This window comes from Haloarcula amylolytica, from assembly GCF_049705545.1.
Taxonomy (GTDB): Archaea; Halobacteriota; Halobacteria; order Halobacteriales; family Haloarculaceae; genus Haloarcula; species Haloarcula amylolytica_B.
In genome coordinates, this window is the sequence record NZ_JBNAMU010000001.1 from 2,913,500 (window position 1) to 2,925,668 (window position 12,169).

13 protein-coding genes are annotated in these 12,169 nt (G+C 66.6%); 7 read left to right on the forward strand and 6 right to left on the reverse strand.

Annotated features, from left to right (window positions below):
- Positions 1-2 precede the first annotated feature (2 nt).
- Together ACOZ4H_RS15290 and nadC are read left to right on the forward strand one after the other, a co-directional pair.
- A complete protein-coding gene (locus ACOZ4H_RS15290) occupies positions 3-1,514 on the forward strand; it encodes an L-aspartate oxidase (protein WP_424330082.1) in 1,512 nt (503 codons plus the stop codon).
- Positions 1,514-2,335, forward strand: a complete 822-nt coding sequence (nadC, locus tag ACOZ4H_RS15295; RefSeq protein WP_424330083.1) for a carboxylating nicotinate-nucleotide diphosphorylase — start codon at positions 1,514-1,516, stop codon at positions 2,333-2,335. The genes ACOZ4H_RS15290 and nadC overlap by 1 nt, the downstream gene beginning before the upstream one ends.
- A gap of 7 nt (positions 2,336-2,342) precedes the next feature.
- Here nadC and ACOZ4H_RS15300 read toward each other — a convergent pair whose 3' ends face one another.
- Complete coding sequence (locus tag ACOZ4H_RS15300) at positions 2,343-2,834, reverse strand: pyridoxamine 5'-phosphate oxidase family protein (RefSeq protein WP_424330084.1); 492 nt, start codon at positions 2,832-2,834, stop codon at positions 2,343-2,345.
- Positions 2,835-2,924: 90 nt separating this feature from the next.
- Positions 2,925-3,659, reverse strand: a complete 735-nt coding sequence (locus ACOZ4H_RS15305) for a GNAT family N-acetyltransferase (protein ID WP_424330085.1) — start codon at positions 3,657-3,659, stop codon at positions 2,925-2,927.
- 186 nt (positions 3,660-3,845) lie between these two features.
- On the opposite strand from ACOZ4H_RS15305, the gene ACOZ4H_RS15310 reads away from it, so the two are divergent.
- Entirely contained in the window at positions 3,846-4,514 is a 669-nt protein-coding gene (locus ACOZ4H_RS15310; RefSeq protein ID WP_424330086.1) for an RNA 2'-phosphotransferase, read from the forward strand.
- A gap of 17 nt (positions 4,515-4,531) precedes the next feature.
- Here the strand turns inward: ACOZ4H_RS15310 and gpmI are convergent, their stop codons facing one another.
- The gene (gene gpmI, locus ACOZ4H_RS15315; protein ID WP_424330087.1) at positions 4,532-6,091 is read right to left on the reverse strand and encodes a 2,3-bisphosphoglycerate-independent phosphoglycerate mutase; all 1,560 of its coding nucleotides are present in this window, start codon (positions 6,089-6,091) and stop codon (positions 4,532-4,534) included.
- A 170-nt stretch (positions 6,092-6,261) separates the two neighbouring features.
- Here gpmI and ACOZ4H_RS15320 point away from each other — a divergent pair, with 170 nt between their 5' ends.
- Together ACOZ4H_RS15320 and ACOZ4H_RS15325 are read left to right on the forward strand one after the other, a co-directional pair.
- On the forward strand, positions 6,262-6,654 hold the full coding sequence (locus ACOZ4H_RS15320) for a DUF7522 family protein (RefSeq protein ID WP_004593761.1): 393 nt from the start codon (positions 6,262-6,264) through the stop codon (positions 6,652-6,654).
- A gap of 55 nt (positions 6,655-6,709) precedes the next feature.
- Positions 6,710-7,960: a DNA double-strand break repair nuclease NurA gene (locus ACOZ4H_RS15325; RefSeq protein WP_424330088.1), complete on the forward strand. Its 1,251-nt coding sequence runs from the start codon at positions 6,710-6,712 to the stop codon at positions 7,958-7,960.
- Between the two features lie 25 nt (positions 7,961-7,985).
- On the opposite strand, the gene ACOZ4H_RS15330 is transcribed toward ACOZ4H_RS15325, so the two are convergent.
- A complete protein-coding gene (locus tag ACOZ4H_RS15330; protein ID WP_424330089.1) occupies positions 7,986-8,321 on the reverse strand; it encodes a DUF7113 family protein in 336 nt (111 codons plus the stop codon).
- Between the two features lie 43 nt (positions 8,322-8,364).
- On the reverse strand, positions 8,365-9,156 hold the full coding sequence (locus ACOZ4H_RS15335; RefSeq protein WP_424330090.1) for an endonuclease/exonuclease/phosphatase family protein: 792 nt from the start codon (positions 9,154-9,156) through the stop codon (positions 8,365-8,367).
- Between the two features lie 87 nt (positions 9,157-9,243).
- Here ACOZ4H_RS15335 and ACOZ4H_RS15340 point away from each other — a divergent pair, with 87 nt between their 5' ends.
- Both ACOZ4H_RS15340 and ACOZ4H_RS15345 read left to right on the forward strand, forming a co-directional pair.
- Positions 9,244-11,082, forward strand: a complete 1,839-nt coding sequence (locus tag ACOZ4H_RS15340) for an ATP-binding protein (protein ID WP_424330091.1) — start codon at positions 9,244-9,246, stop codon at positions 11,080-11,082.
- A gap of 69 nt (positions 11,083-11,151) precedes the next feature.
- Complete coding sequence (locus tag ACOZ4H_RS15345) at positions 11,152-11,583, forward strand: universal stress protein (protein ID WP_424330092.1); 432 nt, start codon at positions 11,152-11,154, stop codon at positions 11,581-11,583.
- 2 nt (positions 11,584-11,585) lie between these two features.
- On the opposite strand, the gene ACOZ4H_RS15350 is transcribed toward ACOZ4H_RS15345, so the two are convergent.
- The gene (locus ACOZ4H_RS15350) at positions 11,586-12,029 is read right to left on the reverse strand and encodes a universal stress protein (protein WP_424330093.1); all 444 of its coding nucleotides are present in this window, start codon (positions 12,027-12,029) and stop codon (positions 11,586-11,588) included.
- Positions 12,030-12,169: the final 140 nt, after the last annotated feature.

Below are 12,169 nucleotides of genomic sequence, written 5' to 3' on the forward strand. Positions count from 1 at the left end.
CCATGACGGACGACCCGATTACGACGGACGTGCTGGTCATCGGCTCCGGTATCGCCGGGCTGGCGGCGGCGCTCGCCGCGGCCCGCGAAGGCGACGACGTGACGCTCGCCACGAAGGCGACCCGTCCGGAAGGCTCCTCGTCCTGGTGGGCCCAGGGCGGTATCGCCGTCTCCCGGGACACCCCCGAAGAGTTCAAAGAGGACATCATGGCCGCTTCGGACGGTACCGCCGACCCCGAGGCTGTCGACGTGCTGGTCGAGAACGCCAACGAGACCGTCGAGGACGTGTTGCTCGACACGCTCGACATTGACTTCGACCAGAACGGGTCCGGCCACGACTTCACCCGCGAGGCCGCCCACAGCGAGGACCGCATCCTCCACGTGGACGCCTCGACGGGCAGGCACATCCACGTCCCGTTCCTGAACTACATCGACGACCACGACGGCGTGGAGATTCTGGACGACACCGCCGCGCTCGAACTCATCCGTCACGAGGGCCGTGTCCACGGCGCGATGCTCGAATCCGACGGCGAGGTAACTCCATACTTCGCCGGCAGCGTCGTGCTGGCGACCGGCGGCATCGGCGACCTCTACCCGCGGACGACGAACCCCGACAACACGACCGGGGACGGCATCGGGATGGCCGCACTCGCCGGGGCCGAAGTGGAAGATATGGAGTACGTGCAGTTCCACCCGACTGCCTGTACTCTCGATGGTGATGTGGCCTTCCTCGTCAGCGAAGCCGTCCGCGGCGAGGGCGGCCTGCTGCGCAACGGCAAGGGCGAGCGGTTCATGCCCGACTACCACGCGGACGCCGAACTCGCGCCTCGCGACGTGGTGGCCCGGGCAGTCAAAGCAGAGCGAGAGGCGACCGGTGAGGTGACGCTGGACGTGTCACCGCTGGATTTCGCCGACGAGTTCCCGAACCTCGCAGACCGCTGTAAAGAGCACGGCGTCGACTGGACCGAGGGCATCCCGGTCGCGCCCGCCGAGCACTTCCTCTGTGGCGGCGTCAGCGTCGACGACCGCGGCCGGACGACGCTGGACCGACTGTACGCCGTCGGCGAGTGCTCCCGGACCGGCGTCCACGGCGCGAACCGCCTCGCCAGCACCTCCCTGCTCGAAGGGCTGGTCTGGGGTCTGCGCGCCGGCGAAGACGCCGCCGGGGCCGAACCCGAACCAATCGAAGCGCCGGAACTGCTCGAACGCGACCCGGACCTGCCCGAGCGGTTCGCCCGCGACAAGTTCCAGCGGCTAACTCGCGTGATGGCCGAGAACGTCGGCGTCGAGCGCGACCCCGCGGACCTCCAGCGCGCGATGGCCGTCCTCCGCCGGCTCAAGGGCGAAGTCGACGCCTACGTCCGCACGCGGACCAGCCGCTCGCTGTACGAACTCCGCCACGCCAGCGTCACCGCCCTGTTGATCGCTCGCCACGCCGCCGAGAACGAGGAGAGCGTCGGCACGCACAACCTCGTGGACGCGAGCGAGGAACCGCCGGAGTCCACGGCTGACTGATGCTCGCCGACAGCGACATCGAGCGGTGGCTCCGCGAGGACGTGGGCCACCGCGACGTGACCAACGACGTGCCCGGAACGACCGAGGGCCGACTGGTGGCCAAAGAATCCGGCGTCGTCGCCGGCCTCGACGCCGCCACCGCGGTGTTCGAGTATCTGGACTGTGCTGTTGAGACACCGGTCGAGTCCGGGGCCTCCATCGATGCCGGCGACGTGGTGCTTCGCGTCGACGGCCCCGCGCAGTCGGTGCTCCGCGGCGAGCGCGTCGCCGTGAACATCACCGGCCACACCTCGGGCGTCGCGACGAAGACCCGGGCCGCCGTCGATGCGGCGGGATCGGCTGCGACGGATTCCACGCCCCGCATTGCCGGCACGCGCAAGACCACCCCTGGTCTGCGCGGCATCGAGAAACGGGCGGTGGCCGCCGGCGGCGGTGACACCCACCGACTGGACCTCTCGCACATGGTGATGGTCAAGGACAACCACATCGCCGAGATGGGGCTCCTCGACGCCATCGACCACTTCCGCGAGCGGGCCTCCTTCGCGACGAAACTCGACGTCGAGGTCGAAGCTCCGGAGGACGCCCCGCGGGCCGCCGAGGCCGGCGCGGACATCGTCCTGCTCGACAACATGTCCCCCGCGGAAACTGAGCGGGCCGTCGACAGGGTGGCAGCGTCCACTTCCGACGCGCTCACCGAGGCCAGCGGCGGTATCACGGTCGAGGACGTGCCAGCTTATGCCGAAACAGGCGTGGACATCATCTCGATGGGGTCGCTGACCCACTCCGCGCCGACGCTGGATTTCTCTTTCCGAACGGGCTAGGTACCGGTCAATCCGGCCCGCTCGTCGAGGATTCGGTTCTGAGTTCCGGCGGGAGTTCGAGTTGCTTGATACCAACCCGGTCGTCGATCCGGAACCGATACAGCGCTGTGGCTTCCGTCTCGGCCGCCCGTTCGAACACGTCGGGCGTCCAGGAGGTGTCTATCTGTTCTTCGATTGCCCTGCGTTCGTCGTCAGGGACTCGTTCGATGGTCCCCGTCAGCAGGACGCTGCGCCAGTTGAACGTCGTTTCGACGTCGTAGATGAGAAACCGGGCAACGTCCGCGTGGTCGCTCACCGTCACTTTCCGGCTGTCGGCACCGAGAACGTAGACGAAGTAGAGCGCGGACTCGCCGTCGTACCAGAAACCAAGCGGGCGAAGTAGCGGCGCGGAATCGGTCGGGACGCCAAGCACGCCAATGCTCTTCCGTTCGAGGGTCTTTTCGATGTCCTCGACGTCCATCTGGAGCATTCCGTAGTCTTCCAGTTCGGTAACTGTCATGTCGTCACTTGTCGGTAGATAATCATAAATCCATAGGGCGCTATCTCCGGGTTCTCCGCTCACAAGGGTGGCCCTTGCCGTCAGTCCGTCTCAGTCCAGCCGGCGCGCCATCATCACCTCGTCGACCAGTTCGCCGTCGATCTCGTAGTGTCCATCGCGGACAGCCTCGACCGTCCAGCCGGTCTCCTTCAGGAAGTCGATGGCCCGCTCGTTCGTGGCCGGCAGGCTGTTGTACACTTTCCGGCAGCCACGGCTCGCGGCCCATTCGACCCCGCGGTGGAGCAAGTGGCTCCCGATACCGTGGCGGCGGTACGTCTGCATCACTCCAAGTGTGAGTTCAGCTGTGGACGCGAGTTCGTCCACCTCGGACATAGCGACGTGAACCCAGCCGACGACATCGTCGTCGACGGTGGCGACGAACACGACGCGACAGCGGTTTGGGCCCCAGCGGACGAGCGTGTCCTCGTAGGCCAGTTGCTCGGCGACACCGGCCGCGATGATGTACGGTGCCTCGCTGGTCACGTCGCGTATCGTGCCGACGACGCCGGAGAGGTCCGACGGCCGGGAAGGCCGTATCTCGTAGCTGACGCCGGCCTCGTAGTGTTCGGCCGTCTCACCGTGGTGGAGCGCCACGGTCAGCTTCCCGTCCTCGGTGGTCTCGATGAGGTCGTCGCGTTTGAGGATGGAGACGTGGTGCTGGAACCGCTCGGGGTCGACGCCGATGGTCTCTGCCACCTCGGCGGGCGCGACGGGGCCGTTCCGCTCCACGTACCGATACACGTCGGCCCGGTCACCGCCGAGTTCGAGGTCTGTTGGGGACGGCATTTCGCTATGGCTCACTGATGACTGTATCTACTTGAAGATATCCTGGCAGCGGGCCGGAGAGTTCAGGCCGTCTTCGCCGGTAGCAATGCCGTGGCCGCCGTTGAGAGCGTCTGGGATACGTGTCAATACGCGGGCCGTCGTCACGTCCACGTGACGTTTTTGTATGGTCGCGGCGCATCCCCGACCATGCCAGACGCGGTCCGTCGCTGTCCCGAGGACGGCTTTTTCGAGGGCGACACGTGTCCGATCTGTGACCGAGAGGGGGCCCATGTTCTCGACGGGGCACGGCGGCAACAGCTCTCGAAGTTCGTCTCCGGGGCGCTCAGGCACTTCCCCGAAGACGCAGGCATCGAATTAGACGAAGCGGGGTGGACGGCGTTCGATTCCCTCCGCTCCACAGTCGAGCGGAAGTACGACTGGGCCGACGGCGAGGCGCTGGCGGGCGTCATCGCCACGGACCCGAAGGGGCGGTTCGAGCGGACTGGAGTCGGCGACGAGTCAAGCACGGTAGCCGCTGGCGGCCGCGTTCGGGCGGCCTACGGGCACTCTGTCGACGTAACCATGGATGCGACCGACGACCCCGTCCCGGCGACGCTGTATCACGGAACTGCACCGCGAAACGTCGCGTCGATACGCGAAACGGGACTGAAACCAATGGGCCGCCAGATGGTCCACCTTTCAGAATCTGTCGCGGCGGCCCGCGAGGTGGGGCGTCGACACGCCACCGAGCCCGTCGTGTTCGTCGTCGACGCCACGGCGATGCAGGCCGACGACCACCGAATCGTCAAACGCGGGAGCGAGACGTACACGACTGACCGCGTGCCGCCGGCGTATCTCTCGTTACTGGAAGAATAACGTGATCGCGTCGCCCGCTATTCGACCAACGGCGTGCCGGTCATCGCCTCCGGCTGGTCGATGCCCATGAGCATGAGCATCGTCGGCGCGAGGTCGGCCAGCGTCCCGCCGTCGCGGGCGGTCCGGCCACTGGCGGTCCCGTCGGCTGAGAGGTAGATGAACGGGACGGGGTTGGTCGTGTGGGCCGTGTGCGGATCGTCTTCGGTGCCCATGTCGTCGGCGTTGCCGTGGTCGGCACAGATGAGCGCGTGGCCGCCGGCGGCCCCAATCGCCGCGACCAGCCGGCCGAGCTGTTCGTCGACGGCTTCGACGGCGGTCACCGCCGCCTCAAAGTCGCCGGTGTGGCCGACCATATCGGGATTGGCGAAGTTCAGGACCAGCGCGTCGGGGTCCTCGGTCTCGACGAACTCGATAGCGGTGTCGGCCAGTTCCGGCGCGCTCATCTCCGGTTGCAGGTCGTAGGTCGCCACGTCGGGGCTGTCGACGATCTCGCGGCTCTCGCCCTCGAAGGCCACCTCGCGGCCGCCGTTCAGGAAGTACGTCACGTGGGGGTACTTCTCCGTCTCGGCCAGCCGGATCTGGGTCTTCCCGGCTTCAGAAAGCACCTCGCCGAGCACGTCCTCGGGCTGGTTCGGCGGGAAGGCGACCGGCAGGTCGAACGTCTCGTCGTACTGCGTCATCGTCACCAGTCGGATGTCCGGCGGTTCGGTGTCGGCCGCCCAGTCGTCCGGGCGGATATCGCCGAGCATCCGGGTGAGTTGCCGGGCGCGGTCCGAGCGGAAGTTGAAGAAGATGACCGCGTCGCCGTCTTCGAGACCGGCGTGGTCGCCGACGGTCGTCGGCTCAATGAACTCGTCCGTGGTGTCGCGGGCGTAGGACTCGGTGGCCGCCGTGACAGCGTCATCCGCGTGGTGGTCGCCCTCGCGGTGCACAATGGCGTCGTAGGCCCGGCGGGTCCGCTCCCAGTTCTGGTCGCGGTCCATCGCGTAGTACCGACCGCAGACAGTGGCGACGTGCCCGGTTCCGTGTTCCTCGGCGTGGGCTTGTAGGTCCGCGAGGTAGTCCTCGCCGCCGGTCGGCGAGGTGTCTCGGCCGTCGGTGAAAGCGTGCGAGACGGCGTCGGTCCCGCGCTCGCCGGCGAGTTCGATGAGCGCGTGGAGGTGGTCCTGATAGGAGTGGACGCCGCCGTCCGAAACGAGACCCATGAAGTGGACCCGGCCGCCGTGTTCCTCGGCGTGCTCGAAGGCCGACAGAACCGTCTCGTTCTCGAAGAAGGGCGGGTCCTGTGCGGCGTCGTCGGGCGGCGACTCGCCCCGGGAGCGCGCGATACTGTCGCTGACGCGGGCGGAGTCCTGCTTGACGACGCGGCCGGCCCCGATGTTGAGGTGGCCGACCTCGGAGTTGCCCATCTGGCCCTCCGGGAGGCCGACCCGGCGGCCGTGGGTGGCAAGCGTCGACGTCGCGCCCGCGTCCCAGTACCGGTCGAAGTTCGGCGTGTCGGCGGCGGCGACGGCATCCCGGACATCGTCGTCCGGGTTCAGGCCCCACCCGTCCAAAATGATGAGTCCGACGTTCATGTCCGGAGAGTCACGCGACCGGCCTAATACACTGTCGGTCAGACCCGAACGCCACGGTCGATAATGCGGAATCCGGCGGTTCTGGTGTTGGTACTCCATGTCGCTACCCCGCTATCGGTGCCGATACTGAGAACCCCGAAATTAAGAGGGTGGCCCGCCTTCGGTCGGGCATGACTCGGAACATTCTCTCGGACGATCTGGCCGACGCAATCGTCACGACAGCCCGGACGGCGACGGGCGACTCGCTCCGGTCAGTGACGTATTTCACACGTGCGAACTTCGAGCAACTCTACCTGCGGGAGGATCTCGAACAGGACGCCGACCTCAACGACTTCGTCGGCCACGAGTGGCAGGGGTACAAACAGACGAAAAACGCCTACCAGGAGTCCGAACTGGGGGACTACCGTTTCACCGTCCGCGCGTTCTCAAACGGCTACCTCCTCCGGGCGACGACCGAACGCCAGGGCGTGCTCATCACCACGGACGGCCTGACGATGCAGTCCTACGAGGAAATCGCCGAGGCTATCGAGCGCCTCCTCCGCGAGGAGTCCGGTAAGGAGTGAGCGTCGAATCGGCGGGTGACCAAAGGGTTATGCCCGTGCCCGCGAACGCACGGGCATGACGCTGGACCCGGTCCACGTCGACGGGATCGCCAAGCTCGCCGGGCAGGTGCGCGAGACCGTCGAGACGAGCGACCAGGAGGCGGCCGCCGAGGAGGTGTGGGAGAGTTTCCTCGACCCGCTGTGGCAGGACGGGACGGAGATTCTGGAGCCGCTGGGCGAGCAGCGCCGCCGGAAGGTCCCCATCGAGGACATCGCGCTGGCGGACCCGCCGTTTCCGACCCAGCACGGCCTGGATTCGGGCACGATCAATCCGACGACGTTCAAGAACGGACTGGTTCTGGACGTGGCCCAAGCAGCGATGGGCAGCGTCCCCTCGGACGTCGAACTCCACCGCGGCCGAACGATTATCATGGCCGTCCACTCGAACGACGCGACGCTTGGGTTCGACGGCGAGTGGCAGGGCGGGGACCGCGGCTACGCCAAGCGACGCGTCCTCGACGTGCCACAGGTCGACCGCTACGAGCAGCGGGTCGTCCACGCGCTGGCGCTGTACCTCGCCGAGAGCCAGCACGCGCTGACCAACGCCGACGTGGTCGAGGACCTGTTCATCCTCGACGGGCCGATCTACCCGACCGGCGTGCTCCGCTGGGCCGACCGCGACACCGAACTGGCCGACCTGCTCGCGGAGGACGACCGGCCCAAGACGGTGGTGAACAACTACGTCGACCTCGTCGAACGGTTCGTCGAGCGGGACGTGCCGCTGGTCGGGTTCATCAAGAACTCCTCGACGAAGGCGCTCACGCGGGCGCTCCGGCGCAAGACCAACGCGCCGTGGGTGAACGACACCGCCTTCTTCCGCCGAATCCTGGAGCGTCGCGACGACGATGGTGAGCGGCAGACCGACTGTCTCACCGCGACGAACTGGTTCCGCTCGCGGGGCGGCACCGACGGCATCATGGCCGCCGACGGTGACGCGCTGGGCATCGAGCGGTCGCTCGACCCCGAGGCCTACGAGGTGACGTTTTTCGTTCTCTACGACCCGCGCTCGGACCTCGTGTTCCGCGTCGAGGCCCCCTATGCCTTCACCAAGGACCCGGAGTGCCGGGCCAAGCTCACCCGGCAGATACTCCACGACGTGGCCCGAGAACAGGGGCCGCCGCTGGCTATCGGGAAGGCCGACGAGCTCGCCAAAATCGACCGGCAGGGCAGCGAGGAACTCACTCGCCGCATCGAGCGGACGTTCGAGACCGACCGGGAGCGGGAGTACAACGACATCCGGTGGGGCGCCGTCGAGGAATCGTTCTGACGCCGACGAGCCGCGGCGGTGGCGGCTACGCCGTCTCGGCCTGCTGAACCGTCACGTCGACCGTCTCGCCGGCCACGCCGAGCCGGGCGAACTGCGTTCTGACGTGTTCCTTGGCCGCATCGATTGCCGCGTCGCGCGTCTCGAAGCCGCGGGGCATCGGGGACTCGAAGGCGATGCGGATCTCGCGGTCGCCAATAGACTGGACCTGGCCACCGCTCTCGACCTCGTAGAAGGCGTCACAGACCCAGACGTAGGGCGTCCCCTCGTCCGGCGCGCCGTTGAACTCGGGCGGCTCCTCGCCTGGTTCGTACAGCGTCCCGGTCAGCGTCGTCCCGCCTGCCGTCCCCCGAATAAGCAACATAGCTTGACGTAGGGGCCACAAGGGCAAAAGATTCTCCCCCGGGTCAGGACTCACAGTCGACCACGACGGGCAGGTGGTCGGAGCCGTAGTGGGCGTCGTCGCGGTCGGCGATGACGGCCCTGGTGTCGACGGCCACGTCCTCGGTGACGAACACGTGGTCGATGCCCATCCCGGGGAGCAGGTCGTGGAAGTCGGTCCGGCTCGTCGTCGGACCGTGGGAGACTGTCGCTATGTCGCGGGCGTCGACGAGCCTGCGGCCGTCCGGGAGTTCGTGACCCTCGGCCCGCTCGTAGGCCGGCTCGCCGACCACACAGTTGAAGTCACCCATCAGTACTGCAGGAGCATCCCGGGCGATAGAATCGAGGTGGTCAAGCACCAGTTCGATGCCCTCGACCCGCGCATCGGCCCCCTGGTGGTCCAGATGCGTGTTCAGACACAACAGGTCGTCGTCGGTGTCGCGGTCACGGAGGCGAGCCCAGGTCGCCACGCGGGGGTAGGCGGCGTCCCAGCCGACGCTGCTCGGCTCGGCGGGCTGTTCGGAGAGCCAGAACGTGTTGGTGGCCGCGCAGTCGAAGCGCTCGGCCCGGTAGCCGATGGCCGTGTGTTCCCCGCCGGCGTCGACTGAGTCGCGGGGATCACCGACCCACTCGTAGCCGTCCAGCAACACCTCTAGCTCCCGGAGCTGGTGGGCCATCGCTTCCTGGACCCCGATAATATCGGGGTTGTGATACTGGATTATCCCCGCCACCAGTCGCCGCCTGTGGGGCCATCCGTCTACCCCATCCCCGGCGGTGTCGTACCGCACATTAAAAGACATTAGCCGCGTCGGCTTCATACGCGTTCGTTGACAGCCACCCGGGTAAGGTTTCACATTCAGGCTGCTGGGGAAAGGTGTTAATCCCCGGCTACCCTGGACTGGGGTATGTCCGACCTCGGGGATTTCACTGATTTCGACGGCGACGACGCGGCGGCCGACGACGAGGCCGCGCAGTCGGCCGAGACGACCGACGACAGCGACCGGTCTGTCGACGCGTCGGGGAGCACCGACCCGACAGACGACGACTTCGAAGATATGGACGTGACACCGGCCGGCACAGACACCGGCCTCGGTGTCCTCTCGGCGGCGAACGGCCTCCGAATCAGCGAGGAAGCGGACGAAACGGCCCTCCGGGCGTACGTCACCGCGCGGAACCGCTCGCGCCTGCGCATCGGGACCTATCTGCTCGTCCCATATCCTGGAGGTGAGCGCCTGTTCTGTCGCATCAAGGCCCTGGAGTACGCACAGGAGTTCCACGCCGACGACGCGACCGAAATCCACGCCCGGCGGGCGATGCGCGAGCGGGGCATCGACGAGCGGGATTTCAAGTTTATCGCAGAACTGGAACCTGTGGCCGTGCTATACTCAGACGACGGCGAACTCAAGCGGCGGATGACCGACCGGGTGCCTAAGCCCGAAACCGTCGTCCGGGAGGCCACCGACAAATCCGAGATCAAGACCGGCCTGAAGATTCCCGAGGACGGCGTCTTCCTGGGCCATCTCGCCGTCGGCGGCGAAAAGGTCCGGACGGCCGCCGAGCCGCCGACCATCGACTACCGGCTGAAAGACGACTACGACGCCGGCGACCCGCTCGTATTCCGGCACACCCTCGTCGCCGGCGGGACCGGCTCCGGGAAGACCCACAGTTCGAAGAACGTCCTGCGGCAGTATCTCGGCCGGACCTACGAGATGGGCGACGGCCGCACGCCCGAACTCGCCGTCGTCCAGTTCGACCCCCAGGACGAGTACGCCCAGATGCACGACGACAACCCCGCGATGACCGACGAGTTCGAGCGCCGCTGCGAGCGTGAGGGCGTCGCCCACGGCGGCCACGACGACACCATCGCCTTCGTCCCGAAAGTGGCCGGGGCCGACTACAACGCCAGCCACCACCGCGCCGAGCAGGTGGAGTTCACCATCCCGTTCTCGCTGGTCCACGACAACCCCTGGCTCATCGCCGGCTCCAGCCTGAACGACAACCAGTACGGCGCGCTGGTGAACACACTGCTCCCGCGGTTCGAGCGCGAATACGGCGAGAGCGGGACCTACAGCGACTTCCGGACCTTCCTCGGAGACCCCGCGCTCAAGGAGGAACTGGACGAGGCGGGCGACGTCCACGAGGCCACGTTCGACGCCGTCAAGCGCCGCGTCCAGGGCTTCGGCGCAGTCTTCGACCAGGACGCCCGCCCCATCACCGACCAGATATCGCAGTTCGTCCGCGACGGCGGGCTGACGGTCATCCCGACGTATCACATCACGGACTCCCGGACCGCATCGACCATCGTGCTGGCCGTCTCCAGCCTGCTCATCGACCAGAAGCTCTCGAACGACCCGGACTACGACCGCATCAAGGAGACGCCGCTCGTGCTCGGGATGGACGAGGCCCACAACTTCCTCACCGACGCCGACAGCGTCCAGGGCCGCAAGGTCATCGGGAAGTTCACCGAGGCCGCCAAACAGGGCCGCAAGGAGCGCCTCGGCCTGTATCTCATCACGCAGGACCCCCAAGACATCGCCGACCCGGTGTTCAAGCAGATCAACACGACGATGGTGCTCAATCTCGGGGACGAGGACGCCATCTCGGCCGTGAACATCCCGAGCAACCTCGAATCGAAGGTTCCCTACATGGAGAAGGGCCAGCGGGTCGTCTACTCGCCCGATAACTCCGAGCCGGTCGAACTGATCGGCCTGTCGACGTGTGTGACCCGTCACGGGCGAGACTGACAGACTGCAGGCCGGCTCGTTGATTGCAGCGGGCCGAAGATTCAAACCGACCCCAACGGAATGGGGCGTATGGCAAAACGAATCCTCGTACCGGTCGACAGCTCCGACCAAGCAACGGAAGCGTGTGAGTTCGCAGCAGAGGAGTATCCGGACGCGACGGTCGTTCTCTTGCACGTCATCAACCCCGCAGAGGCCGGCTACAGCGCGGAGGCATCGATCCCCTCTTTCTCCGAGGAGTGGTACGAAAAACAGAAGGCCACATCGGAGGACCTGCTCGACGATCTTGAAGCGGCGGTGACCGAGGCCGGCGTCGAGTCCGTCGAGCGCGTCATCGAGGTGGGCCGACCGACGAAAGTTATCGTGGAGTACGCGGACGACCACGACATCGACCAGATCGTCATGGGGAGTCACGGTCGCTCGGGTATGTCCCGAATCCTGCTGGGCAGCGTCGCCGAAATCGTCGTCAGACGAGCGTCCGTCCCTGTAACCGTCGTCAGATAGGGCTACGGGTGCCGGACGATATGGACGTCGTACTGGGGGTCTTCGGACACCGGTGAGCCGACGCTACAGACCGGTGTCGACACCCGTCCGGCGTTCTCACTGCCGATGAACACGATTGAGGCCCCCTCTTCGTGAGCGACTTCTCTGATAGTCCGGGTGATATCCGTCGTCGTCGATGCCATCGAGCTCACGTCTTCCGGGACCTCGTAGCGGAACGACGCCGTCGGGGCGACCGACTCGACCTGCTCTCGCATGCGGTCGGCAAGGGCCTCGACAGCGAACGCCTCGTCCGCGTCGAGCCAGCCGTGTTCCCGCGCGTATGCCGCATCGTCCGGGATAACTGACAGCGCGGTTATCTCCTCGTCGCGGTAGTCCGCGAACTCCGTCGCCCGCTTTAGCGCGGCTTGCGACAGAGCCGAGCCGTCGAAGGGCACGAGTAGTACCATACCCCACCTGTCGCCCGGTTGTGATTTATTGGTTCCGCAAGCCGACACGATATGAGACAGGCGTGGGAGTCGACACATCGCTGCCCGCCGGTAAGCCGAGCGAATAGCCCGGCAAGGTGTCTGTAACTAACTGTGAGGAA

Excerpts from the sequence above, each read along its gene's own strand:
- ACOZ4H_RS15305 (WP_424330085.1), bottom strand. The coding sequence starts at position 3,659 with ATGCCGTCCCCAACAGACCTCGAACTCGGCGGTGACCGGGCCGACGTG.
- ACOZ4H_RS15310 (WP_424330086.1), top strand. The coding sequence starts at position 3,846 with ATGCCAGACGCGGTCCGTCGCTGTCCCGAGGACGGCTTTTTCGAGGGC.
- ACOZ4H_RS15330 (WP_424330089.1), bottom strand. The coding sequence starts at position 8,321 with ATGTTGCTTATTCGGGGGACGGCAGGCGGGACGACGCTGACCGGGACG.
- ACOZ4H_RS15340 (WP_424330091.1), top strand. The coding sequence starts at position 9,244 with ATGTCCGACCTCGGGGATTTCACTGATTTCGACGGCGACGACGCGGCG.
- ACOZ4H_RS15290 (WP_424330082.1), top strand. The coding sequence starts at position 3 with ATGACGGACGACCCGATTACGACGGACGTGCTGGTCATCGGCTCCGGT.
- ACOZ4H_RS15300 (WP_424330084.1), bottom strand. The coding sequence starts at position 2,834 with ATGACAGTTACCGAACTGGAAGACTACGGAATGCTCCAGATGGACGTC.
- ACOZ4H_RS15350 (WP_424330093.1), bottom strand. The coding sequence starts at position 12,029 with ATGGTACTACTCGTGCCCTTCGACGGCTCGGCTCTGTCGCAAGCCGCG.
- nadC (WP_424330083.1), top strand. The coding sequence starts at position 1,514 with ATGCTCGCCGACAGCGACATCGAGCGGTGGCTCCGCGAGGACGTGGGC.
- ACOZ4H_RS15325 (WP_424330088.1), top strand. The coding sequence starts at position 6,710 with ATGACGCTGGACCCGGTCCACGTCGACGGGATCGCCAAGCTCGCCGGG.
- gpmI (WP_424330087.1), bottom strand. The coding sequence starts at position 6,091 with ATGAACGTCGGACTCATCATTTTGGACGGGTGGGGCCTGAACCCGGAC.
- ACOZ4H_RS15320 (WP_004593761.1), top strand. The coding sequence starts at position 6,262 with ATGACTCGGAACATTCTCTCGGACGATCTGGCCGACGCAATCGTCACG.
- ACOZ4H_RS15335 (WP_424330090.1), bottom strand. The coding sequence starts at position 9,156 with ATGAAGCCGACGCGGCTAATGTCTTTTAATGTGCGGTACGACACCGCC.
- ACOZ4H_RS15345 (WP_424330092.1), top strand. The coding sequence starts at position 11,152 with ATGGCAAAACGAATCCTCGTACCGGTCGACAGCTCCGACCAAGCAACG.